The sequence below is a fragment of the Agrobacterium tumefaciens genome, from assembly GCA_025559845.1.
Lineage (GTDB): Bacteria > Pseudomonadota > Alphaproteobacteria > Rhizobiales > Rhizobiaceae > Agrobacterium.
In genome coordinates this window covers 2,098,743-2,123,448 of record CP048469.1, presented here as the reverse complement: position 1 = coordinate 2,123,448, position 24,706 = coordinate 2,098,743, and the positions used below count along the sequence as shown (strand labels likewise).

The 24,706-nt window shown below is 58.9% G+C and carries 21 protein-coding genes, 2 tRNA genes and 2 pseudogenes; 15 read left to right on the top strand and 10 right to left on the bottom strand.

Annotated features, from left to right (window positions below):
- Positions 1–182 precede the first annotated feature (182 nt).
- From FY156_10910 to FY156_10900, 3 genes are all read left to right on the top strand, one after another.
- Positions 183–267 (top strand) — tRNA-Tyr (locus FY156_10910).
- 25 nt (positions 268–292) lie between these two features.
- Positions 293–366: transfer RNA gene (locus tag FY156_10905), tRNA-Gly, on the top strand.
- Between the two features lie 226 nt (positions 367–592).
- Positions 593–2,428, top strand: coding sequence for a tyrosine-type recombinase/integrase (locus FY156_10900; protein ID UXS01931.1), 1,836 nt, complete (start codon positions 593–595; stop codon positions 2,426–2,428).
- A gap of 3 nt (positions 2,429–2,431) precedes the next feature.
- On the opposite strand, the gene FY156_10895 is transcribed toward FY156_10900, so the two are convergent.
- On the bottom strand, positions 2,432–3,082 hold the full coding sequence (locus FY156_10895) for a LysR family substrate-binding domain-containing protein (protein UXS01930.1): 651 nt from the start codon (positions 3,080–3,082) through the stop codon (positions 2,432–2,434).
- A gap of 106 nt (positions 3,083–3,188) precedes the next feature.
- Between FY156_10895 and FY156_10890 the strand changes: the two genes are divergently transcribed.
- On the top strand, positions 3,189–3,515 hold the full coding sequence (locus tag FY156_10890; GenBank protein ID UXS01929.1) for a helix-turn-helix transcriptional regulator: 327 nt from the start codon (positions 3,189–3,191) through the stop codon (positions 3,513–3,515).
- Between the two features lie 58 nt (positions 3,516–3,573).
- Here FY156_10890 and FY156_10885 read toward each other — a convergent pair whose 3' ends face one another.
- Entirely contained in the window at positions 3,574–3,777 is a 204-nt protein-coding gene (locus FY156_10885) for a hypothetical protein (protein UXS01928.1), read from the bottom strand.
- A gap of 858 nt (positions 3,778–4,635) precedes the next feature.
- Between FY156_10885 and FY156_10880 the strand changes: the two genes are divergently transcribed.
- The 6 genes from FY156_10880 (at position 4,636) to FY156_10855 (ending at position 12,040) form a co-directional block, all read left to right on the top strand.
- The gene (locus tag FY156_10880; protein UXS03118.1) at positions 4,636–5,277 is read left to right on the top strand and encodes a TetR/AcrR family transcriptional regulator; all 642 of its coding nucleotides are present in this window, start codon (positions 4,636–4,638) and stop codon (positions 5,275–5,277) included.
- Between the two features lie 73 nt (positions 5,278–5,350).
- Entirely contained in the window at positions 5,351–6,841 is a 1,491-nt protein-coding gene (locus tag FY156_10875; GenBank protein UXS01927.1) for an efflux transporter outer membrane subunit, read from the top strand.
- A 13-nt stretch (positions 6,842–6,854) separates the two neighbouring features.
- Positions 6,855–8,066 carry an HlyD family efflux transporter periplasmic adaptor subunit gene (locus FY156_10870; protein ID UXS03117.1) on the top strand — a complete coding sequence of 404 codons (1,212 nt, stop codon included), beginning with the start codon at positions 6,855–6,857 and terminating at the stop codon, positions 8,064–8,066.
- A 9-nt stretch (positions 8,067–8,075) separates the two neighbouring features.
- On the top strand, positions 8,076–9,596 hold the full coding sequence (locus FY156_10865; GenBank protein UXS01926.1) for an MFS transporter: 1,521 nt from the start codon (positions 8,076–8,078) through the stop codon (positions 9,594–9,596).
- Between the two features lie 105 nt (positions 9,597–9,701).
- The gene (locus FY156_10860; protein UXS01925.1) at positions 9,702–10,886 is read left to right on the top strand and encodes an MFS transporter; all 1,185 of its coding nucleotides are present in this window, start codon (positions 9,702–9,704) and stop codon (positions 10,884–10,886) included.
- Positions 10,883–12,040: a salicylate hydroxylase gene (locus FY156_10855; protein UXS01924.1), complete on the top strand. Its 1,158-nt coding sequence runs from the start codon at positions 10,883–10,885 to the stop codon at positions 12,038–12,040. Before FY156_10860 ends, FY156_10855 begins: the two co-directional genes overlap by 4 nt.
- A gap of 197 nt (positions 12,041–12,237) precedes the next feature.
- Here FY156_10855 and FY156_10850 read toward each other — a convergent pair whose 3' ends face one another.
- Entirely contained in the window at positions 12,238–12,972 is a 735-nt protein-coding gene (locus FY156_10850; GenBank protein ID UXS01923.1) for a hypothetical protein, read from the bottom strand.
- Between the two features lie 472 nt (positions 12,973–13,444).
- Between FY156_10850 and FY156_10845 the strand changes: the two genes are divergently transcribed.
- Both FY156_10845 and FY156_10840 read left to right on the top strand, forming a co-directional pair.
- Entirely contained in the window at positions 13,445–14,173 is a 729-nt protein-coding gene (locus FY156_10845) for an SDR family NAD(P)-dependent oxidoreductase (protein ID UXS01922.1), read from the top strand.
- 139 nt (positions 14,174–14,312) lie between these two features.
- The gene (locus tag FY156_10840) at positions 14,313–15,059 is read left to right on the top strand and encodes a pimeloyl-CoA dehydrogenase (protein ID UXS03116.1); all 747 of its coding nucleotides are present in this window, start codon (positions 14,313–14,315) and stop codon (positions 15,057–15,059) included.
- Between the two features lie 18 nt (positions 15,060–15,077).
- On the opposite strand, the gene FY156_10835 is transcribed toward FY156_10840, so the two are convergent.
- From FY156_10835 to FY156_10810, 6 genes and pseudogenes are all read right to left on the bottom strand, one after another.
- Positions 15,078–16,697 carry an alpha/beta hydrolase gene (locus tag FY156_10835; GenBank protein UXS01921.1) on the bottom strand — a complete coding sequence of 540 codons (1,620 nt, stop codon included), beginning with the start codon at positions 16,695–16,697 and terminating at the stop codon, positions 15,078–15,080.
- An 84-nt stretch (positions 16,698–16,781) separates the two neighbouring features.
- Entirely contained in the window at positions 16,782–17,588 is an 807-nt protein-coding gene (locus FY156_10830) for an SDR family oxidoreductase (GenBank protein UXS01920.1), read from the bottom strand.
- A gap of 49 nt (positions 17,589–17,637) precedes the next feature.
- Positions 17,638–17,732 (bottom strand): annotated as a pseudogene (locus FY156_10825) (alpha/beta hydrolase).
- Between the two features lie 206 nt (positions 17,733–17,938).
- Positions 17,939–18,544, bottom strand: a complete 606-nt coding sequence (locus tag FY156_10820) for an isochorismatase family protein (protein UXS01919.1) — start codon at positions 18,542–18,544, stop codon at positions 17,939–17,941.
- A gap of 25 nt (positions 18,545–18,569) precedes the next feature.
- The gene (locus FY156_10815) at positions 18,570–19,304 is read right to left on the bottom strand and encodes a pirin family protein (GenBank protein UXS01918.1); all 735 of its coding nucleotides are present in this window, start codon (positions 19,302–19,304) and stop codon (positions 18,570–18,572) included.
- A 10-nt stretch (positions 19,305–19,314) separates the two neighbouring features.
- Positions 19,315–20,391: an alkene reductase gene (locus FY156_10810; protein ID UXS01917.1), complete on the bottom strand. Its 1,077-nt coding sequence runs from the start codon at positions 20,389–20,391 to the stop codon at positions 19,315–19,317.
- 98 nt (positions 20,392–20,489) lie between these two features.
- Here FY156_10810 and FY156_10805 point away from each other — a divergent pair, with 98 nt between their 5' ends.
- On the top strand, positions 20,490–21,362 hold the full coding sequence (locus FY156_10805) for a LysR family transcriptional regulator (GenBank protein ID UXS01916.1): 873 nt from the start codon (positions 20,490–20,492) through the stop codon (positions 21,360–21,362).
- 400 nt (positions 21,363–21,762) lie between these two features.
- Here FY156_10805 and FY156_10800 read toward each other — a convergent pair whose 3' ends face one another.
- A complete protein-coding gene (locus tag FY156_10800) occupies positions 21,763–22,662 on the bottom strand; it encodes a LysR family transcriptional regulator (GenBank protein ID UXS01915.1) in 900 nt (299 codons plus the stop codon).
- Positions 22,663–22,822: 160 nt separating this feature from the next.
- Between FY156_10800 and FY156_10795 the strand changes: the two genes are divergently transcribed.
- Complete coding sequence (locus tag FY156_10795) at positions 22,823–23,527, top strand: type 1 glutamine amidotransferase domain-containing protein (protein ID UXS01914.1); 705 nt, start codon at positions 22,823–22,825, stop codon at positions 23,525–23,527.
- 3 nt (positions 23,528–23,530) lie between these two features.
- Positions 23,531–24,703 (top strand): annotated as a pseudogene (locus FY156_10790) (MFS transporter).
- Positions 24,704–24,706: the final 3 nt, after the last annotated feature.

Sequence of the window (24,706 nt, the reverse complement as noted above, 5' to 3'; positions counted from 1 at the left end):
TCCGGTCACGACAAACTATCCACAGGGCTTTGAAGGCGCACGAAATTTTTCGAAAAAATTCGTATGACACCGTGTTGACAGAAGCGAACGAGGCCGTCATATACGCCCCCACAGACGACGAACGGCGCAGCGCCGAACGGACATCTGGACAAAGCTTGGTCGCTTGATCCTCGCAGAATACTGGAGGGATGCCCGAGTGGTTAAAGGGGACGGACTGTAAATCCGTTGGCTCAGCCTACGTTGGTTCAAATCCAACTCCCTCCACCATTCTGCACGGATCGAAATCACCACCGCGGGTATAGCTCAATGGTAGAGCAGCAGCCTTCCAAGCTGAATACGCGGGTTCGATTCCCGCTACCCGCTCCAATTTAGGTTCTGTAGAGTTCCACTGAATTCTGCAAGCCATTGAAAACAGGGCCGAAAGGCCCTTTTTTCATTCCAGTGATGTCCACTGGAAACCGCCAACATCCGGGACTTTTAAGTCCATTTTTAAGTCCATGAATACGGGTGAGGCGCTTTCCGGTTTGTTGCTGGAGGAGCGAGGTCAACGAGACAAGCATCTAGTCCTGACTCATAGTTCAGGAGCTGGAGCATGGCACTCTCAGATATGGCCGCCCGGAACGCCAAGGCGACCGGCAAGGCTTACACCGTCAGCGATATCGACGGACTCTCCCTCGCGGTCTCTCCGACCGGAGGCAAGACCTGGCACTACCGTTACTATTGGGCTGGCAAGCAGAAGCGCATGTCGCTGGGCACATATCCGGAGGTAGGCCTCCGGGAAGCACGCGCCCTCCGCGATGCGGCGCGTGCGCTGCTGGCCAAGGGCATCAATCCCCGAGCGGATCGCAAGCAGAAGCGGCAGGCCGTCCGGCTGGCCGACGAACACACCTTCCAGGCCGTATTCGACAAGTGGGTCGAGCACCGCAGGCTTGTCCTCAAGGAGGGTCGGCAGAGCACGCTGACGCAGATCCTGCGCATCTTCGCCAAGGACATCCTTCCAACACTTGGAAAACGGCCCATCTATGAAATCCAACGGCCGGACCTTCTGGAGGTCGTTGCCAGGATTGAACGGCGGAAGGCGCTCAGCGTGGCAGAGAAGGTGCGTACCTGGTTCAGGCAAATGTTCCGCTACGCGCTGATCATCGTGCCCGGCTTGCCGCAGAACCCCGCGTTCGATCTGGATGTGGTGGCGCTGCCTATGCCTCCTGTTCGCCACAACCCGTTCCTGCGAATGGATGAACTGCCGGCGATGCTGTCACGGCTGCGCAAGTACCACGGCCGACTTCAGACCCAGCTCGGGCTGCGGCTGCTGTTCCTGACAGGGGTGCGTACCGGCGAGCTGCGTCTGGCGACACCGGATCAGTTTCATCTCGACCAGGGCCTATGGATCATTCCTCCGGAGGTCGTGAAACAGTTGCAGCTAGAGATGCGTAAGGAGGGCAAGCGCCCCGGTGATATTCCTCCCTACATCGTGCCTTTGTCGGCACAGGCCATGGAAATCGTTCAGTACATGCTGGAGCAGTTCAAGCCGGCACAGCGCTACCTGTTCTCCCACGGCTGGGACTTGAAGAAGCGCATCAGCGAGAACACCCTGAACCAGGCCCTCAAGCGTATGGGCTACACCGATCAACTAACGGGACACGGTATCCGGGCGACGATTTCGACCGCATTGAATGAAATCGGGTATCCGAAAGTCTGGGTCGACGCACAGCTTTCGCATTCAGACCCCGACAAGGTAAGCGCCGCCTACAACCACGCCGAATACGTGGAGCAACGCCGACGCATGATGCAGGATTGGGCTGATCGGCTTGATCTGTTCGAGCAGCATCAGGTCGAAGCCGCGAGCATGCACCTGACCGTCCATCTGGAAGGTGTTCCGGAGGTGCCTGATGAAGTGCCAGAGGGTGCTGAAGCAGCAATTCCACCTGCCCCCATTGTGTTGGTCTCGAAGCCTGGAGCAGGTATGCCGACGCTGCCGGACTCCGTGCATCGACTGTCCGCTATCACGAGACCGCGGACACCGCCGGTCTTGTCTGAAAGCCAACGCGAGCAACTGGAGCGGTTGGACATCTTCAATTCGCCACACCTTCTTTCCGCAGCCGATTTTGCGAAGATGGCTGGCAAGTCACGGCGATGGATCAGCTACGAGATCAGCGGTCGCAAGATGTTGGCACTCAGCCTCGGCAACCTGGGGCAGCGCGTACCGGACTGGCATTTCACGCTGCTGAAGCACAAGCTGATTCAGGCGGTGCTCAAGTTCGCACGCGAGGCGGACTCATGGGAAATCTACCGTGCGCTTTCCCAGCCGCACGATGACTTCAAGGGCCTTGCGCCGGTCGACGCGGTGACCGCGGAGAACCTGCATGAAGTCGTTATGTCGGTGTGCTTTTCGTTGAAGGACAATCAGGCGATGCTTCGGCTGGCATAGTCCTCAGTTGAACGACACAGACTGGTCGAGCTTGCGTGCTCGCTCGATCAGCCGTTCGATAGGCGAGGAAGACATGTCGTGAGTGCGAAGCAAATACGTACTCAGGTCGTTCGGTGATCCGGCCAGCGGACGCATAACGATGCCCAGCTTCCGCGCTTTATCGATGCGTGATTTTCCTGCGAAGCCGATCCCGTAGCCTGCAGCGACCAGAACGGCCATCAATTCGAAAGATCTGGCACGGTCAATCACGTTGAATTTCACCGTCGCTGAATTAAGCAATTCGATAACCCGGCGGCTAAGAGGTTCACAGTCTTCCGCGGACCAGAGCACCAGAGGGTACCGAACGACTTCTTCCAATGTAATTTCCTCGAACGCGAGTAGCGGTGAGAGTTCAGGAACAGCCACGGCAATCTCGTCGTGCCATAGCGCCTCGCTATCGAGATTGGCATTCGCCGGCGGAGCTATGGCAAACCCCAGATCGTAGCGGCCTTCCGCCACCCCCTGCACCTGTTCAGAAAACGACGTCTCCAGGAGGCAGATCTCTGTACGGGGTTCCTCTGCGCGCTGCTTTGCCAATAGCTCCGCAAGCGGCGCAGTGAAGGCTCCAAAGGAGATGGCTATCCGTATTGAATCAATGGGGTACTGGCTGTGCATGGCTGGCTCTCCCGTAAAGAAGGATGCGTTAGACAGAGCCAGATAATAGCAGGCCGCGTTTAATTAAACGTGGTTTAATTTGCGGTCTTCTTTCACGCTTTGAAAGATGCAAAAGCGTGAAATAAGGCGGGGCCGGCCTACAGGCAGTACAAGTTATGAAGCGGAGCCGGCCAAGGCTTTTGGCATGGCGGTGAAGGCGTTGAGAACGGAGCGCGGTACGGCGCAGGAGGCACTGGGAAATTTAGCCGGGATTGAGAGGGCGCACATGGGCAGGATCGAGCGGGGCGAACACATGCCCACCCTGGCACTGATCCTGCGAATTGCGGCTGCACTGGAATGCAGCGCGGCTCTTCTTATCGAAGAGACGGAAAGCTGCCTGAAGCTTGTTCGCGCAGGTACTTTGACGGAAGTGAAACACGTCAGCGACACTTGATGCTCTAACCGTGCGTCAGCAGGAGAGTTTTCCGTATCTGGTAACGCGGTCGCGGATCCTAGCTGACATTCTTCCATGCTGATGCAGGTACTTTGTCCCACAAATGGCCGTGGGTGATTTCGGCGCGCCGATGGTCGCAGGCCCCTTCAAATTCGCCCAGCTCAGAGGACGGAACACTGTCTTTCATGTGGCTGTAAACTTGCTCCAGTGTGTGCAAGGTCTGGCACCGTCGGAACTTCAACAGGTATTTCTTTCTTATCATTGATTGAGATTCCTTTTGATTGCATGAAAATTTGGAATGTCAGTTTTCACATAATAACAATCGGTTATGTTCGTGATTTATTAGGATTTATAATTAGTTTATTTTGTAATTGATATTTTTCGAGAATATATTTTTCGATGTGTACTCGCAACAAATATTGATAAACGAAGAATAGAATTGCACTTGGTGCTTTTGGTCGCGCTCGGCTTTGAACGAAGTGATTGAAGTCAAAAAAATAGAACGCATTGTTTTAGGGGAAGGGGCTAATCAAACTTCTCCGATCACACTCGTAAATCAAGCATAAGCGGGCCGCCCAAGCTTACGGCAAGGACCGGTACGATGGCGAATACGGTAGAGTCACCCCTCATCCATCCGGTCAATCAAGTAGCAGCTGCGACTGGCAGCTCTTGCATAGGTTGTCGTACAACTCCGTTATCGGCTTGTCGGGTTCCTTGCTGACGCTGAACTTTTGGATCATGTTTTTATCGACTGCCCGGTTGGTTCGTAGATGTTTGTTGCTGATGCCGGTGGTGACGTCGAACGTACCTCCCTTATTGCGTACTGGTTTTCGCAAGGGAGCATCCGCCCGGATGCGAGGACGGGAAGGCCATAAGTTTCAACCGCGCAATGCCTAATGATTGACGAGAACTCTGGAAAATTGTATAAATACTGACGGTATCTATCCAGCAATGGTCGCTTGTCCCCGAGACTCCATCGGTAGGCAACGACTTTGGGCCTCAAGCCCGGATAACTCATCGTACGCCCATGCCAGTTCTGGCATGGGATCAGCCAAAATATACATCGCGTCGCTATTGGGTGATGCTGACACTTGCGATGATCTGCAGGAACCATACGCCTATGAATACCAGAAAACAGGCCTATACCTCCTCTGGGGACAAGAAGGCCAAGGCAAAAAGTCGGAGCCGACTATCGATAGGTGCCGTCCGCAGCCCGGAGAGTACCGAGGCCATTCTGACCGCTGCCGCCGACCTCCTGGAGGAGAACGGCTACAGGGCGTTTACGCTGGACGCAGTGGTTGCCCGCGCTGGCGCCAGCAAGCCCACCATCTATCGTTGGTGGGGCAGCAAGGCTGCGTTGATCAGGGAAGTGTACGAACGTTCCGGCGAGGCTTCTCTGATCATTCCTGACACGGGGAATCTGGAACAGGATCTTAACGTTCATTTGTGCTCTTTATGGCACTGGTGGGCCTCGACCCGTTCCGGCGAGGCCCTGCGAAGCTTCATCACGGAAATCCAGTTAAATCCAGACTCGCTGGAAGAGTTTCGCGAGACTTTCCTGCCACGCAGGGAACGTACGATGCGGCATATTTTTGAACGCGCGGTTGCGCGGGGCGAAATTGAGGATACATCGGCCGTTGAAGCGGCTGCTGTGATGTTGACCGGGATGTCATGGCTGCATCTGCTCACAGGCAATCTGAAAGCCAGGCAGAATATCAAAGATGCTGTCCACATCGTGACATCAGGGCTTCGCGCCCCCTAACGATAAACAATGCGCGGTAGCGAGAGGTCCCTGCGGCCTTTCTTTTTTGTCCATATAGACACTAATGGTATCTATGAAAACTTTATCATCACCGCCGGAGCGTAGCATACGCTGCTCACCGCGAAGCGTGCACCTGCTGGCCGCGGCGCTGGTCAGTGGATCGGTTTTGACCGGATGTGTACCCGGGAATCTCAAGCCATCTTCGAGCATAGGCAATGCTGCCGACCTGGCAGCCAGCAGAGCACTGGACGGCATAACGGTTTCCGATGCCCACTGGCCACAGGAAAAGTGGTGGCGCGGTTTCGGCGACGCCCAGTTGGACCAACTTGTTGACGAGGCACTAGCCAGTAGTCCGACCTTACGGGGTGCCGCTGCACGGGTCCGCCAGGCGGAAGCGATGCAGAACATGGCACAGGCGCAGTTAATGCCCCACATGGATGCCAATATCTCCAGCACGCGCCAGCGGTATAGTGAGAACGGCACCACACCGGCAGTGATGGCTGGCACCTGGCAGACAGTTAACCAGGGCACGCTTAATGTCGGCTATGAACTGGACTTCTGGGGCAAGAACAGGGCCGCCGTCGAGGCGGCCCTGGGGCGTGGCAAAGCGATGGAAGTAGACCGCTATGCCACCCGGTTAATGTTGTCATCAGCAATCGTGCAGGCCTATATCGAGCTGCAGCAGAGCTATGAGCAACTGGCAATCGAACGTCAGATGCTCAGGCGACAAGAGCAGGTTTTGTCGCTTACGCAACAGCGATTTGCTGCGGAATTGGATTCGCAGATCGATATCAAGCAATCGCAGGCTGCCATCCCTGCAACCCGTGCCCGGATTGCGGCGCTGGGCGAATCGATGGAGTTGAGCCGTAACAGGCTCGCAGCCCTGCTTGGCAAGGGACCAGACCGGGGCCGCGCTATCACCACGCCGCAACTCAGGCGCCCCGATACAGTGACCATTCCCAGTGCCTTGCCTGCGGAGCTCCTGGGCCATCGCCCGGACATTGTCGCCCAACGCTGGCGCGTGGAGGCAGCAAGCCACGAGATCGAAGGCGCGAAGGCACGCTTTTATCCGAACATCAACCTGTCGGCTTTCGCCGGCTACCAGAGCCTCGGCTTTGATCAGCTCACCGAGGCCAGCAGCCGAATTCTGGGCATCGGGCCCGCCATCAGCCTGCCGATCTTCGAGGGGGGAAGGCTGCGCGCCAATCTGGCCGCGCAGAACGCCGCCTATGACATTGCGGTCGAGGATTACAACCAGACGCTGGTCGATGCGCTGCACGACATCTCGGACCAGCTCTCATCGATCCGCTGGCTGCGCGAGCGCATCGACCAGCAACAACAGGCGGTGCAGACGGCCGATGATGCCGCTAAGTTGGTCGATCAACGCTACGCCGCTGGACTGGCGACCTACATTCAGGTGCTGGCCACGCAAAGCGATGCGCTCTCGCAGCGGCGGCAACTCGTCCAGCTGCAATCCCGGGGTCTGGCCCTGGAAGCGAACCTGAGCCGTGCCCTGGGCGGCGGCTACGTTCCCGATTTGCCTCGTGATGGCGCCAAAGAATAAGGAATCCATGAACATGAATCAAAATACACAACCCGGTCTGGCACAAACGCCGCCCAGTCATCCGGACGACGGCAAAGCGCCCTTGCCGTTTCAGACACGTGGCCAGGCGGTAACCGCTGCGGTGATCTTGCTCCTGGTCGCTGGGGTCGCCTGGTATACCTTGCAAGGTACTGTCGAGCGGACCGAGGATGCCTATGTGGACGGCAACGTCGTGCAGGTGACCGCTCAGATCAGCGGCACCGTGACGGCTATCGGGGCCGACAACACTGACTATGTGAAAGCCGGTGCGCCGCTGGTCACGCTCAATCCGGTCGACCAGGAAGTTCAATTCGAGCGAGCCAGAACCGAACTGGCCAAGGCCACGCGGATGGCCCGGACGCAATATTCGCAGGTCCGGCAGTTGGAAGCCGAGGTTGCGCAGCGTCAGAACGATGTCCAGAAAGCCAGGACCGACCTGGCGCGCCGTACCCGGCTCGCCGCCAGCGGCGCCGTCTCACGCGAGGAGATCAGCCATGTAGAAGATGTGCTCAAGAATGCGCAGGCGGCCCTGACCGCAGTAGATCAGTCACTGGCGCAGCGCCGGGCAATGGTCGATGGCACCGATTTGCGCACACATCCTGATGTGCTCGCTGCCGCGACCAACCTGCGTGATGCGTATATAGCGCGGGCCCGCACGGCCATTCCGTCACCGGTGGATGGCACCGTGGCCAAACGCAGCGTGCAACTGGGACAACGTATCAGTCCGGGTGTGTCGCTGATGTCCGTGGTCCCGTTGGATCAGCTATGGGTCAACGCCAATTTCAAAGAGTCGCAGCTTGAGCATCTGCGCATAGGCCAGCCGGCCGAACTGACCGCTGATATCTACGGCCGTAGCGTGGTTTACCACGGGAAGATCGTGGGCCTGGATGCCGGAACCGGCAGTGCTTTTGCTTTGTTGCCCGCCCAGAACGCGACAGGCAACTGGATCAAGGTCACCCAGCGCGTGCCGGTCAGGATCGCGCTGGACCCGCAGGAGATCGCCCGCCAACCGCTGCGTGTAGGGCTGTCGATGCGCGTGTCGGTAAACGCCCAGGATCGCAGCGGCGAGATGATCTCAAAGGAAATCAAGCCTGGCTTCGTCTACAAGACCGAAGTCTATAACCATGAGTTGCAGGATGCCGACGCCATTGTGGAAGCGGTGATCCGGGATAACGAAGGGCAGCCGCAGACCGCGGCCGCGCAATAGGTTCGCCTTATGTACAGAAAACACGGCGCACTTCTGGCGACGGTTTGCCTGTTGTGCGGCCTGGAGTTTCTCCAGACCGGCATGATAGCTTTCGCCTCTGTCCCAATCCGCGGGGAGATTGACGCCAGCCCCGAGGAATACAGCCTGGTCGCAGCGCTCTACGCCTGCGTCGCCGTGGTCGTGATCGCCAAGCAGCGCTGGCTGACCGAACGCCTCGGCTGGCGCAACTACATGATCGGGTCGATCATCGTTTACATCGCAGGTGCTCTACTGTGCAGCCTGAGTCACAATCTGAGCACGTTTGCCATCGGTCGGGTGGTGATGGCGCTGGGTGGCGCTTCGTTCATGACGACGTCGCGTATCCTCGTCAATCACATACCCCCCGGACCCGGCCGCTTCGTCGGTATCAAGGTATTCGCCGTGGGCCTGGCCAGCGGCACCGCGGCTGCGCCGCTGGTCGCATCCCTGGCCGTCACACACGACACCTGGCAGGCCATGTTCTGGGTGCTGATCGCCTGCGCGCTGGTGGCTGCCGGGCTCTCGATTCGGTTCCTGCCCAGAGATCCCCACCCGGAGCAGGAACGCACACGGACCAGCCCCGCACGCTTGCTGCTACTGGCTCTCGGCTCGTTCTTCCTGCTGTACGTCCTGCAGCGGTCCTATTACGACTTCTATAACGACACCGGCATTATGCTGGTCTTCGCCACGCTGGCCGTGTTCGCACTCTATACCTACTTCCACGTTGAACATAACCATGAGCGCCCGTTACTGAAGATCCGCGAACTGATGACGCCGCGCTATGTCCTGGGCGTGGGTATGTTTTCTTTCAGCTACCTTATCCTGGGTTCCAACAACTACATCCTGCCGTTCTTCCTGCAAAGCGGCCTGGGCTATTCCTGGGAAACCATCGGCAAGTTCCAAGCTCTGGGACTCTCCGCGTCGCTGCTGACCTGGCTGGTGATGATGCGCGTGCTGCCCAGATACCCGGCGCCGAAGAAGTTCTTCGTCCTGGGGTTTCTTTCGCTGGCGGCCTTCGGCTGGCTGTTGTCCTCGCTGACGCCAGTCGCCGATATGTGGCTGCACATCCTGCCGGCGCTCGCGCTCAACGGCTGCTTTGTCATGCTGGTGCTGGCGACCACCGCGATGCAGACCTTCCGCGATGTCGGACATGAGGATGTGCTGTTCGCCCATGCGCAGCAGGTCAAGAATATGCTCGGGCAGATCGCAATGGCGGCGGGCACCAGCATTGCGACTATCTTCCTGCAATGGAGAAGCACGGTCCAATACGGCGCTTTAAATATCAGGCTGACTCATGAAGACCCCATCTTCACGCAACAACTGCAGCAACTCAGCCAGTTCTTTTCTTTGTCCCATGAAGCTGGGCAGGCCACCCAGATGGCCATGGCACAGGTCGCCCAGCAAATCAGCCAGCAGGCTTCCCTGATGGCGGGGATAGAGTTTTTCTGGATTGTGATCTGGATCGCCGTGAGTGCCGCGGTGCTTTCCGTCCTGCAAAAGGTGTTCCAGTGAAGGGATTGTCGTTGTTTCTGCAAGTGTTTCACACGGGTGCTTTGCACAAGAGGCGCCCAAATATCGTCCATGACCACTCGGGGTGGATATAACAGGAAAAGTCATATGAAATTAAATCTCCCCCTTCTCGCGCTGGCCGCAGGTGCCTTCGGCATTGGCGTCACCGAGTTCGCCCCGATGGGCATGCTACCCCTGATCGCCCATGATCTCGGTGTTTCCATTCCCACGGCAGGCATCCTGATCAGCGTCTACGCCCTGGGCGTGATGATTGGTGCGCCTCTCATGGCGCTGACGACCCGCCGCCTCCCCAGGCGCACGCTCCTGATCGGGCTAGCCGCGATCTTCACGTTTGGCAACCTGCTCGCCGCGGTTTCCGGCAGCTATGGCATGCTCCTGATGGCCAGGGTGATCACTTCGCTCAATCACGGCGCGTTTTTCGGCGTCGGTTCCGTCGTGGCGGCCGACCTCGCGCCCCCCCATCGCCGGGCGGCGGCAATCTCGGCCATGTTCATGGGGCTGACGATCGCCAACGTGGTGGGCGTGCCCCTGGCGACCTGGACGGGAGAAGTGCTGGGCTGGCGCGCCGCGTTCTGGGGAATCACCGGGATCGGCGTTTTCACGATGGCGGCGCTGTGGAAAACACTGCCGGCTATGCCGGCTCCGCCCGCGGGCAACGCCTATGCCGAACTGCGTGTGCTGGCGAGCCGCCCGGTCGGGATCGCGCTCGGGCTGACTGTGCTGAGTTCAAGCGCCATGTTCACGGTCTTCACCTATATCGTTCCCATGCTGCGGATCGAAACGGAGGCCTCGACTACTTTCGTGACGACCATGCTCGTCACCTATGGCGTCGGCCTCACGGTCGGAAACTGGCTCGGCGGCAAGTTCACGGACCGCTATCCGGACCGGACGCTTGCGATCTCGCTTGCCGCGCTTGTGATCACTCTGGTGCTCTTCGCCATCTTCATGCGCCACAGTGTGCCGACTGCCGTACTTGTGTTCCTGTGGGGCGTGGCCAGTTTCGCCGTGATGCCTCCCCTGCAGATGCGCGTCATGACCGCGGCGCAAGGTGCGCCGAGCCTGGCTTCCTCGGTGAACATCGGCGCCTTCAATCTCGGCAACGCGGTCGGCGCGGCGCTGGGCGGCGCTGTCATCGCGGCAGGGCTTGCCTACCCATTCGTCGCCGTGGCCGGAGCGGTGACGGCAGGGCTCGGGCTGGCTGTCCTGCTGATGCTCAGCGGCGGAGCGGGTCGCTCCTCCTCCGCGCCGGTGGATAACAGGCAACGTCCATGAACACTGACACCACAACGACCGTCTCTTCGGAAATCACCATTATCGGCGGCTCGCTGGCTGGGTTGACGCTGGCACTGGCCTGTGCGAGGCGGAATGTCCCCGTTCGCATCATCGAACGCACAACCGGGCACGTCCACGGCGGCGACAGCCTCAGCATCGATCTGGATGTGGTCGCCGCAACGGTGGGCTACGATCCGCGTACGCAACCCGTTTTGCCTGTGGTGCCTGCCTATCGTGAGCTGACGACCTGGCCAGCGCTCTACGCCTGGCTGCGCGGTCGCGTCGCCGCAACCCCCGGCATTGTTGTGGAAGAGGGCCGGGCCGTCGCCTCGCTCATGGACCTCGGCGACTGCGCGCGTGTCACTTTTGCCGATGGCAGCGAGCGAATTGCCGCTGCGGTGATTGGTGCCGACGGCTACCGCAGCGTCGTACGGCGCGCAATCGCGCCGGAAGACCCGTTCGCCCGCTATGCCGGCTATCTGGTGTGGCGCGGGCTGATCGAGGAACGGGCGCTGACGCATCCGGTTCCCTGGCCATCGGATGGGGGACTGTGGATCGAATTCTTGGAAGGCTATCGGCTGGTTGCAGCGGCGCTTCCCGGCCGCGACGGCTCGCTGGAAGCCGGGCGACGCCAGATCACCTTCGCCTGGTTTGACGCACATCGGGACGAACTGCTGCGCCGCACCGGTTGCCTGACAGGGGATGACCACATTGTCGGCACCCTCGGACGTGGGACAATCGATGGAGCGCTCAGGCAAGAACTGGCCGCGGTTGCACCACGGATATGGCCTGCCGAATGGGCGGAGGCGGTTGTGGCCGGCGTGAGTTCGACCGAGGTATTGAGTGGAGCCCCTATCTCCGAGTATAGACCCTCGCGTCTGGCGCGCGGCGCATTGGCTGTTGTGGGCGATGCTGCCCACGTCGTCTCGCCAATGACCGGGCGGGGTTATTTGACCGGGGTGGAAGATGCTGCGGTGCTGGCCCAGATACTGGCTTGCCGGGAAACATCTGAGCCCATCGCTACGGCACTCGCTCGCTATGAGGCGGCGCGACTGCCTTATGTTCGCGGGCTGGTTACGCATTCAAGCCGGATCAGCGCCGAATATCGCCGCTACGCTCAATCCAACAGTTCAGGTTTGCCGGGGCATACATGACAATCGCGTGACCGAACCGCTTCCATGCACCCGCTGCGCCCTTTGTGCGTCCCAATGGATTTACAAAGGGCCCGTTCAGTGGGTTTGGAACAGGAATTTGCCCGTGGCCTGCTGCAAATGATATGAATTTCGGACAGCCACGCCGGGTAACTTATTATTAATTCAGTTTTATTCTGTCGACCTTTGAGCCTTAGCTTTCACTCTGTTCCGCTGATCAGGCCATCCATGATCCCCTGTGAATCCAGGTTCACCAGAAAACATAACAGGGTGGTATTCCTGCTTGCTGTCACCGCAGATAACCCCTCATCGCGACTGCTGGCCGCGTCACCTTTTGCCAGGACAGAATCATCGATCCTTATCTCCCCATCCATTACATAGAGCCACTGAGCCATACCTGAATGCCAGGGAATGTCCGTGCTAACACCTTGTTCAAGGTTGATATCATAAACAATAACGTCCTGACGAATGTCCAACGGAGCATTTTGTCCTTCCGGCCCAGCCAGGAAGGCCCACTCATTCAGATCGCCCCCTCCCAGACGATCAAAAAACTGAACCCGAGCCTTCAAATCAGCATGGCGGGGACGGATATAAACCCGCAGTAATTCGGTAGCGACAAACGGTGTGGATTCTTCATGCCTGACGCCTTTTCCTGCATTCATCATCATCAGTTTCTTGGGTGAAAGCGCTATCCTCGTGCCGTCGCTGCCTTCATGCATCATTGAGCCGCGCCATATATAGCTCAGGATTTCATCGTTGGACTCCTCATGCATCTTGATAAGCGCCCCCGGATCAAGGTTGACATGATCGATCACTCCGATTGCACCAAAAGCGCTGCCATTTTTTCCTGACTCAATCCTGCCCGGGCGAATGCGCCGGATCCTGAAAGGACCATATTCAAATGCTGATGCGGGATCCGCACGTAAAATATTCATATCCAATTTCCAGTAGTATTCTCATTTTACTTAATACGTATCGAAAGGTTATCTATGATTTCAGTTCCTTTCGCCCGTAATTAATTATCTATACACTGTTATATAATGCATAAAAAAGACATTTTGTCGTCTCCTTGATGCAGAAATGACGAATCTTGATTGCTGGATCTGCGAAACGCACGCAAATCTAATTTCTGATCCTGCAAGCAGCCACCGTTGTTACAGCGATAGCCGAAATCATCAAGGTACCAGATCGCCGTTCAGGGGGGAGTTGACCTCTGTTTATGAAGCAACGAAGAAGATCTTGTATTCGGCAACCACCGCAAGGCTGCGCCAAATGTGGAATAATCAATTCCATTTTTTTTGAGCACGCCGATACTTATTAAGTCATAATCTAGCTGGAACAATCCGGACATCTTTCGGATCATGGTGTTTTTATCTATGGAACAGTAATTATACGGAAGCGACCATAATGACAGAGAACACATTATCCAGCACTGTAAACCGCCCTGTCGCCGTCATTGCCGGTGCCGGGGAAGGCAATGGCCAGGCACTGGCTCAGCGTTTTGCCGAAGCGGGCTATGCCGTCGCATTGCTTGCGCGCAATCTGGAGCGAACCCAGGGGCTTGCTGCCCAAATCGCCCATGCTCGCGCTTATGCCTGCGATGTAGGAGACGCCAACTCTGTCGCGGCAGCGTTTAACGCGATACGGACGGAGCTGGGTGAGACGGAGGTATTGTTGTTCAATGCCGGCTCGGGCGCGCTTTCCGACATTGAAATGATTACGCCGGAACAATTTGAATCAGCCTGGCGGGTCAACGCATTCGGCGCGTTGCTGTGTTCCAAACAGGTTATCCCGGCAATGAAAGCTCGTGGGAAAGGCAATATCCTGTTCATCGGGGCGACCGCGTCGCGCCGTGGAGGCGCAAATACGGCCGCATTTGCACCAGCTAAAGCCGCACAGCGCAGTCTGGCTGAATCCATGGCGCGTAAACTCTGGCCGGCAGGCATTCATGTTTCGCTGCTTATCATCGATGGCATTGTGGATCTTCCTGCGACGCGGGAAAAAATGCCCGACAAGGCCGCCGATGAATTCGTCTCCCCGGCCGCCGTGGCCGAAGCGGCTTACAGCCTGACCACCCAGTCGCGCCAGGGTTGGAGCTTTGAAACTGAAGTCAGACCTTACCGTGAACACTGGTAATGGAGCACTGGGCACTGGATAAAGATGCTTTAAGAGCATCGCAGGGTGATGCGTCGACAGGCGTAGCAAACGGTTCATCAACATGAACGTGCGCCAGAGCATCAGAGATGCTCTGGCTGGAGAGATACATATGACCGAAATGATCAAGATCGACCGTAGCCTGAAGCACAAGCATGGTTCAGGGGGATTTGGCATTGAAATACTCTGGCCGGGTATGGCTGAAAACTCAGGCGACAGCGGTATCGGCGCGATCGGCCGAATTGACCATGCCTTTATTCAGCCGGGTACGGTCATTGCCATGCATCCTCATCGGGATGACGAAATACTGACCTATGTGCGCGCAGGAAAGATGCTTCATCTGGACACGGTGGGCAATACGGAAGAAGTATCCAATACACGTCTTATGTTGATGAATGCCGGACATACGTTCCAGCATGAAGAGCGGGTCATCGGTGAAACCGATGCAATGCAATGTCTGCAGATATTTGTCCGACCATCCGAACCGGATCTCGCACCTCAAGTGCAGTTTCACGACTTCAGTTCGGCCTTCAGCGAAAATAGCTGGCGGCTGATTGCAGGCCCTTCATTCGCGCCTCTGGTTTTCCGCGCCCAGGCCTGGCTGCATGATGTCCGACTTCATAAGGGAAATCGTCTGGCATTGCCGACGATCCCCACCCCCGGTGTAGTGAGGCTGCTATACGTCTTTCAGGGCAGTGCAACCCTCGGTAACCAGAGACTGAAAAATGGAGAAAGCGTCCTTATCCGCGACGATAAGGAATATGATGTTGACGCTGGTGAGGATACCGACCTGGTACTTTTTACCACCGATCCTGCCGCCGCTGTGTTCAGAGGCGGCATGTTCAGCGGCAATGTACTGTCCAGATAATTGACCCTACTGCGAGCCTTACTTCACGGGCGTGATGCGCTCCATCCAGGCGAACAGGGCATCCATGTCGTAATCGCCGCTATGGGGACGGTCCCATGCCAAGGCGAAATCGACGTCGTAGCCCTTATTCAGGAGCGTCGTGGCCAGGATGGCCGGCACGGCAAGTGAAGTGTCGCGGTCCCTGGTGCCATGACGGATGCGCCAGTGCCGCGACGTGGCCGTGCCGGGCGCACCGATGTAGCGCATCGCGTTCATCATCCTGACCTGTTCGGCATCGGCCAGGGGTGCGGCGGCGGCGGCGCTGTGCTGCTGGGCGAACGCGGTGAAGTGGCGCTTATCGATCGCCTGCGTGCCGAACAGCTGATTCTCGCCGCTGCTCAGATCCAGCGCGTCGAACGCCGGAGGTAGTTTCATGCGGCCAGCATAACGCACGTATCGGTCGAAATCCAGATCCCGCACCTTGCCGTCCCGCACGGTGAGCCAGTCCAGGCCCGACAGGTCGCTGCCTTCGTCCAGCGCGATCTGCGCGGAAGCGATGAGCAGCGACTTGATGTATTCCCTGAAGCTGCCGTTGCCGGCCTCATCCAGCCGAAGCGCCTGCCCCTGCGGTCCTTGCAATGCAAGACTGTTGAGATACTCAGGAAACTGCGCCTTCAGCACACCTGACACGCCAATCTGTGTCTGCGTCAACGTGCCTGCGACTTCCTTGCGCTGCACGTTGTAGTCCAGCATCGCCATCTCGATCTTCTTGTAGTCGTTGACGCCACTGAACAGCCACTCGTAGGCACTGTCAGCGTGTTCGAGATTGGTGATCGGGCAGTATGCCGACACGGCGTAGATGTCGTCGCGCGCCTGCGCGGCGCCCAGCGCCTGCAGGTAAGGCCCATAGTCGGCACTGTTGCCGCTCGCCCCCAGCAGCGCCGACAGTGCGCCGCCCGCGCTGGTGCCGTTGGAGATGATCCTCTCGGCGTCGCCGGGCATGCGCGCATCGTTGTGGCGCAGGTAGCGCACTGCCGCCTTGAGATCGACGATGGCCGCCGGCGCCTTGCCGGTGTAGCGGCCATCCGCGTCCTGAGTGGTTCTGCCGCGGGCGCCGGGCGAGGCGACGACGTAGCCTTTGGACAGGGCCACGGCGATCGTGCTGGGCTGGCCGCCGTCGCTCGGGGGGGCACCTCTGCCCGCAGACGCACCTCCGGACGGCAGCGCTTCGGCACCGCGCGGGCCACCATCGCCGGGTGACCCGCCGCGGCCGGCCAGCGTGCCCGGCTTGCTGGGCATATAGCCACCGACCTGGTTGGGGAAGAAGATCGGCGCGGTCTGCGCGGTGAACGCGCCGATGCCCTGGCCCTGGAAATACGCCTCGGGCACGTATATGTTCATCACCTGGTAGGTGGTGTCCACCGGCCGGGCGACGTAGACGATGTTCTCGTAGGCGCGCACGGCGATGCTTTTGCCGTCGACAACCAGGGACTGGCGTTCGTAGCGGGTGGAATCGAAGTCGAGGCCGGCGAATTCCCGCGCAGTGGTCGAGGTCGAGGTCGAGGTTTGCGTGGCGAACGTGGCGGACGTGCCGCACGCCGCGACAAGGCAGATGGTCGAAAAGGCGGTGGTCAGGAGCAGTGCCAGTGATCTGGTCATGGATGCTTTCTCTCGTTTGGGACAGTGCAGGCGGCCCGCGCGAGTGGCGGTTCTCCAGCCGTCAGCATGGGCAAGCGCGCCGTCTCAACGGGCCAGGTCGCCGCCGTCCACGGGGATCACGCTGCCGGAGACGAATGCACCGAGATCTGACGCTGCGAACAGGACGACGCGGGCGATGTCGTCGGGAACGCCGAGCCGGCCCAGGGGCAGCGCCTGCGCGTAGCGCACCAGCGCCTCGTTGACGGCCTCGCCTTCGGTGCGCTTGCTCGCCACGCCGGGCGTTTCGGTCAGCGTCGGAGCGACGCCCACGGCGCGGATGCCCTTGGGACCCAGTTCGACCGCCAGGCTTTTGATCAGGCCCGCCACCGCGTGCTTGGAAGCGACGTAGTGGGCGGAGTTGGCGCCATTGCTGGCGTTGTAGGCGGCGGTCGAGACGATGTTGACGATCACGCCGGTGTTGGGCTGCATGCGCAGCGCCGCCTCGCGGGCGCCGAAGAAGGTGCCGCGCAGATTGAGGTCGATGACGCGATCCCATTCGGTATCGGTGATGTCCAGCACCGCCCGGGAGGGGTAGATGCCAGCATTGTTGACCCAGATGTCGAGCCGTCCGGTCGATGACACGGCCAGGTCGGCGAGTGCAGAGACCGAGGCATGGTCGTTGACATCGAGGCTCGCCCCGATGTGCTTGCCGCCGAAGGATGCGAACTCGGCGGCCGTTTCCTTGGCCTTGGCCTCGTCGAGGTCGCCGATAATCAGATTAGCGCCGGACTCGGCCAGCCGCTTGCTGATCGCACGGCCAATGCCGGCGGCGCCTCCGGTGACGACCGCGGTGCGACCGCGCAGCGAAATCAGCTCAGCCAGGGAGTGGTTGGAAACATCAATGTAGGACATGCTTTTTCTCCTCGTTCATATCGCCTTGCGGAATTGGGCGTGGCTGTCATCCGTGCAGCAGGACCAGGGGGGATCACCCGAACCGGCCGTCAAGTAGTGCAGGCGCACGCCGTTCACCACCACGGTGTGGTGGGTGAGATCAATCTGTTTCTATCACGAATGCCTGCGCATCGCGCTTTCATCCAAAGTAGATAACGTGAATCTGCAAGTTTCAATTTCCAATGAACGCATCGAGGATGCCGCCAGCTCCTGTGCAATTCAGTCTGAGGGCTGACGGCAACGAATTTTCTCGCGACGGTGGCATATCTGTGATGACTTCTCGCAGGCCACCGCCGCCTCCCGTTATCGCATCAGGAGATGCCGGCGCCGAGGGCCGGGAACACGTCGCTGAACAGCAGGCCGATCAGTTGCTGACCATCGGGCGTCGACCAATCCTGTGCGATCTCCGCCATCAGCGTGTTGGTAGCGGTGAGCACGACGCCTGCATCGTGCATGCGCTGGCGCGAGAATTCCTCGGACAGGTCGCTGGGCGAACCCGATGCATCCATCACCGCCTGCACGGCAAAGCCTTCGAGCGCAGCGTCAATAGCCGGGAAGATCAGGCAGACGTCGGTGGTCACGCCCGCCATGATCAGGTTCTTGCGCCCGGTGGCGAGCACTGCATCGCGAAAATCGGGGTAGGCCCAGGCATTGACCACGCCAGGACGCTTGATGCGCGCGGCGTGCGCTTCGGGCAGGATTTCGGCGATTTCCGGCATGATCGGTCCCTGAGCACGGTCTTCCTGGCTGGACGTGATCACGGTCGGCAGGTTCAGGATCTTCGCCAGTTTGGCCAGCGCGATCGCCTGCTTGCCAGCGAACTGGGAGTCGATGTTCTTGATCAGTTGCATCGTGCCGACCTGGTGGTCGATCAATAGCAATGCGGAGTTTTCGGCAGTGAATCTTTCTTGAGCCATGATAAAAGTCCTCGTTTGGTTGGAATCAGATTAAGGATAGCGGAAGTGCGCTGAAAATCACGACCTTGACGCTTCCTAAGGGTGCTCTCAACGCGATATCGCGCGGAGCGTCTTGCGCCGGAAGCACCGGTAGTTTCAGGTCCTCGCTGTTGAAGCGCTGGTCCTGCACTTCGACCGTACCGAAGATCGGCATGGCGAAAAGTAAATGTCCTTCCGGGACAGGCACTGTCAGCTCTGCCCCTTCCTCCAGAGAGATGTCAAGTAGTGTCACCTCCGTCGGTGGGGCCAGCGGAGAGCGTTTCTGACCATAACTCCCCAGAGGCACACGAATCCTTGCGCCCGGCAACTGCACGATCGGCACGTCCTGTGACTCGAGGATCAGTGGGAAGGGGGCGATGTCCCGCTTCGAGGGCGTAAGCGCTACAAAGAATTGCAGCCCGTGAACCGTCTTGCCGCGCTCGGCCGGAACCTCCTCATGCGCCACGCCCCGGCCCGCAGTAGTCCAGTGCAGGCCGCCCGGCTGGATCAGGTTATGCGTGCCGATGGAATCCCGGTTGTTCATTCCCGTTTCGGAATCAAGAAACAGATAAGACACCGCCGACATGCCCGCATGCTGATGGAGCGGAAAGGTCGGCGCGCTCATCCAGTAATGATCAACGCCGAGGAACGGGGAGAGCAACCCGGCATCGCCCCTCAACCCGTAGCCCCGGAAATTACCACCGTGGTTGGCGCGATGAAGCTGGGCGATGACAACAGACATAGCGTTAACCTCAGGCGCTCGCGGCGTCGTTCAGGGTGGGATAGTCGGTGTAGCCCTTGGCACCCGGCGCGTAGAAGGTGTCCTTGTCCGGCGCATTGAGCGCGGAACCCAGACGGAAGCGCTCGGGCAGATCCGGGTTGGCCAGGAAGGCGCCACCAAACACCGTGGCATCGGCCTTGCCTTCGCTGACGAGAGCCTCGGCCTTGGCCTGGTCCAGACCGCTGCCGATCAGATAGGCGCCCTTGAAACGCGGGCGCAGCAGTGCGTGGTAGTCGACGCTGGTCGGCCCGAACAGGGCTACGTGCAGGTAGGCCAGGTCGAGGCCGCCGAGCTGGTCGACCAGATAGGTGTAGGTTTCCTGCGGCGTGGCGTCGGAGATGCTGTTGAAGTTCATCTCCGGCGAAATCTTCAGGCCGACGCGATCGCCGCCCGCTTCCTCGACCATGGCCTTGAGCACGTCCAGCACGAAGCGCGCGCGGTTGGCGATGGAGCCGCCATATTCGTCCGTGCGCTGGTTGCTGCCCGAGGACAGGAACTGCTCGGGCAGGTAGCCCGACGCGCCGTGCAGCTCGACGCCATCGAAGCCGGCTTCCAGCGCCCGGCGGGTGGCGATGCGATAGTCCTCGACGACACCGGCGATCTCGGCCACGCTCAGTTCGTGCGGCACGACGTAATCCTGCGGGCCGCTGGCGGTCCATGACTGGCCTTCCGGCTTGATGGCCGACGGCGCCACCGGCAGCGCGCCGCCCGGTTGCATCGATGGATGCGAGATACGCCCGGCGTGCATCAACTGCATGAAGATATGTCCGCCCCTGGCATGCACGGCCTCGGTCACCTGTTTCCAGGCCGCGACCTGTGCATCATCGACGATGCCCGGTGTGCGCACGTAGCCCTTACCGGTTGCAGACGGGTAGACGCCCTCACTGATGATCAGGCCGGCTCCGGCGCGCTGGGCATAGTAGGTGGTAACCGGTTCGGTCGGCACTCCGGTTGCATCATCGGCGCGTGAGCGGGTCATGGGAGCCATGACCAGGCGGTTGGGAAGCGTGAGACGACCGATGCGGAGAGATGTGAACAGCTTGCTCATGATGATTCCTCATTTTTAAAGAATTCATCATCACACTTGTTGGTCTTGCAATAAATAAGGCAATATGGATTTAATTGATCCACATATGGAGCAATCCAATGGTTCTTATAAACGACATGTCGTTGTTCGTTGAAGTCGTCAAAGCAAAGAGCTTCCGCGGAGCGGCGACGAAACTAGGGATGCCAAGCTCGACTTTGTCGAGAAGGATCGGTGCGTTGGAAAAAGCCATTGGCTTGCGCCTGCTACACCGTACGACACGCAAGGTCGAACTGACTGAGGCGGGTCTTATATATTTTGAGCGCAGCAAGCGCATCGTCGACGAGGCCCGGCTGGCGCACGAGCAACTGGGAGAGATGCTGGCCCAGCCAAGCGGCACGCTGCGTGTTTCGCTGCCTGTGGATTTCGCCATCACCTACCTGGCCCCAGTGATCGTCGAATTTTCCCGGCTCTATCCAGGTATCACTTTCGATTTCGACCTGACTCCGCGCCGCGTCGACCTCGTGAGCGAACCCTTCGACGTGGCCGTCCGGATGGGGGAATCTGAGGACTCCCAACTGATCGCGAGGCCTCTGGCGCGGTTGCCAAGCTACCTTTATGCTTCCCCGACTTATCTTGAACGCTCAGGTGAGCCCGGCGGCCCGGAAGATTTAGAGCGACATGAATGCCTGGGCATGGCGAAAACCAACACTTGGACTCTGCAGGATGGCGTCAGTACAACCAAGGTTTCGGTGGGAGGGCGGTTTGTGCTCAACAATGTCGGAATGATTAGACGCCTTGCGACGCTCGACATGGGGATAGTCCTCATGCCAGAAGAAATAGCCGCGGGCGACGTCGCCCGCGGGCTATTGCGACGTGTGCTACCTCAATGGTGGGGGAATCCATTCCCCGTCTACGCCATTACGGAGACTCGTTTGCTACCTGCAAAGACGCAACGCTTCATCGAATTCTTACGGGAGCGATTGAATCAGTAACTGGTTGATCTGCCACGGTTACAAGGATGGGCAAGGTCATTTCCATGTCCGCGGTGCCAATAACGTAGTGCCGAGGTGCCCTGTTGACTGGCATTGTCACCAGCACAGAACCTATTGCAACCCACTGCCCAGATCGCACCTCGATACGGTCGTTAATCACAGATATTGACTGACTGTGAATGGCCTCGATTATAGTCGACGGAGACCGCTGCTCCCTAAGCGGCCTTGAAGTGCAGTGAAGCGCGGCACTGGTTCCGGAGTGGCGTCGGGTGCAGTCACTGACATGGGCCCCTGTTCTGCAATACACGGAGGTTCAATGCCTGGGCAGCTTCAGACTTTTCTAACATCCACAGCAGATCGGCGATCGCAAGGCTAGATGGACTCTGTTTAAATTCTATGTTCATTCATCCCACGGCGCCTGCCGCCACCGTTCGAGCAGAAATTCGCTAAATGCAGTCAATCGGTGCGGCACGGGCTCTCTGCGTGCTCGCACAAGGCTGATTTTCGATGCTACACCCTCCCATTCGGGCAGTATGCGCACCAGTTGGCCGTTACGTAGCTCTTCGTGGATATCCCAGGTTTCACGCAATGAGATTCCCAACCCGGCAAGGCACCATTCATGTAAAACATCGCCATTGTCGCTACAGAGCGTGCCACCGATCAGCACGGACTTCTCGCGCCGTCCCTTTCGAAGCGGCCATGTGTTTTGCAGTAGTCCGGGATAGGCGAACACCAGGCAGTTGTGATGTTCCAGGTCCTCCGGCCGCGCGGGGTTCCCATGCCCTTCAACGAAGGCCGGTGAGGCCACCAGGATACGGCGATTGTCCGCCACCCTGCGAGCAAGAAGCCTTGAATCGGCCAGTTCACCCATACGTATTGCCAGATCCAGGTCGCCGCTATAGAGATCCTGAACCTGGTCGGAGAGGCGCAGATCAAATCCGACCTTGGGATGTAGCCGGCAAAAGTCAGTGATCGCTGACGCCACAAACTTGCGTCCGAACGGTGCTGGAGCGGTCAGTCGTATGTTGCCGGTCAGTTCCTGGCTTCCACCTCTGGCAAGTTCTTTTACTTCATCGAGGACCGACAGGGCGACGCGCGCTCTCTCGGCAATGACGCGACCCTCGTCGGTGATACGCAGGTTACGCGTGTTCCGTTCGAACAAGGTGGTTCCGAGAGCACTCTCCAGCCTTGCGATCTGCTTGCTGACAGCTTTGGGAGCAACTTGAAGGTCCCTTGCCGCAGCCGAAAAGCTGTGACGGTCAACCACATGCAGAAAGACGGCAAGATCATCGTTGCGCAATTGATTTGGCCCATTTTGGGGAAAGTGTTTGTCAATTTTAGGCGCTTTTAAGGTTAAAGTAAATCACCCAGAATGAGTGTCGAGCATGCTCATCCAGCCATGCGGTCCGAGGCTGCGGCGGATGCCATATGCACATTCAAATCTTCAAAGGAGCCAGAAAATGTCACAGCGCATACTCTTTGTGTTGACCAGCCATGACAGGAAAGGTCTCGCAGACGCACCTGATGCCACACCCAGCGGCTTCTATCTGTCAGAGGTGAGCCATCCATACAAAGTTCTTGTAGAGGCGGGTTTCACCGTCGATTTCGTAAGCCCGAAGGGCGGAAAGACTCATGTCGATGGGTTGAACCTGGATGATCCGATCAATGCTGAATTCTGGAATGATGCGACGCTTCGCGGAGCTACGGAAAACACGTTGGCGCCGTCACGGATCGATCCCGACGTTTATGCCGCCATCTTCTATGCCGGTGGTCACGCGACGATGTGGGACTTTCCTGACAACGCCGAACTGGCAGCCATCGCGGCACGAATTTACGAGCATGGTGGCGTGGTATCGGCGGTTTGCCACGGGCCGGCTGGATTGGTGAACGTCAAGCTCTCCGATGGTCGCTATCTGGTAGCTGGTAAGGAGGTCTCGGCCTTCACCAACGATGAGGAGCGTGCAGTCGGTTTATATGACACCGTACCGTTTTTGCTTGCCGACGTTCTGCATGACCGAGGCGCCAGCCATCTGCCGGCGGCAAACTTTGAGGCTCAGGTCGTGGTAAGCGGGCGGCTGGTGACGGGCCAGAATCCTGCGTCGGCCAAAGGCGTAGCTGAAGCGATGCTGCCGCTATTGACGTCCAGTGTTGATGGGCGGGCGTAAATCATGAGCGAGCGCATGCCATTTGTCATCTACGTCTTCGCGCTCTGCGCCTTTGCACTAGGTTTCACGGAGTTTGTCACCATCGGTCTGGTGTCCAACATTTCCGCGGACCTGCACACCAGCGTCAGTCAGGTGGGAACGGCGGTGACGGCCTATGCGCTGGGAGCGGTGATCGGTGCGCCAGGGTTGACCGCTCTCGCAACGCGCTGGCCCCGTAAGCGCCTGCTTTTGGTGGCCATGGGATTGTTCACTGTTGGCAATGCAGTAGTGAGCCTCTCAGACGCCTTGACGCCGATGTTGGCGGCACGTTTTGCTTCGGGACTCGGCCATGGCGTATTCCTTGCTGTTGCATCGAGTGTTGCCACGCAACTGGTCGGACGAAATCGCGCCGGAGCTGCTGTCGCTGTTGTATTCGGTGGGTTGACTCTCGCCCTGGCTCTCGGGGTGCCGCTGGGAACTTACCTCGGCGGTCTCCTGAACTGGTAGGTGATTTTCATGGCGGTGGCTGCCAGTGGTGCGATCGGTTTCCTGGGGGTGCTCATATTGATGCCGACCGACCACAACGACGATTCGGCCCAGGCCAGCGCGATGGACGGCCTCAAGGCCATGTTCAATCCGCGTCTGCTGGCTGGTGCTGGTATCACTGTTCTGGCCTATGCCGGTTCGTTCGCACTGTACACATACATTTCTCCGATCCTATTGCAGGTTACTCTGGTCACTGAAAGCACCAGCAGCTTGCTGATGCTCGGATACGGCGTGATGGCGGCCATCGGCAACGTGTGGGGTGGTCGCTTGACCGACCGCAAGGGCGCGGACGCGGCCGTGATGACGGTGCTGGTCGGTCTGGCCGTGGTGCTGCTGGCGATCTGGCTATCGGCCGCATCCCTACTTCTGATGGTTTTGCTGACCGGCCTGCTGGGCGCGTTGACCTATGCGGCGGTGCCGGCCTTACAGGCGCGGGTCATTGGGCTGGCGAACGTCCACGCGCCGCAGGCGCCGGCGGTGGCGGCCGGCCTGAACATCGCCGGTTTCAATGGTGGCATCGCGCTGGGTTCGATTTTTGGGGGTGTTGCACTAGAGATTGCCGGACTTGCTAGCACTGCACGGTTAGGTGCTGGCATTGTTGCTATAGGTATATTCTGGATGTCGATGCAGATCGCTAGATCCAGACGGTGAGCA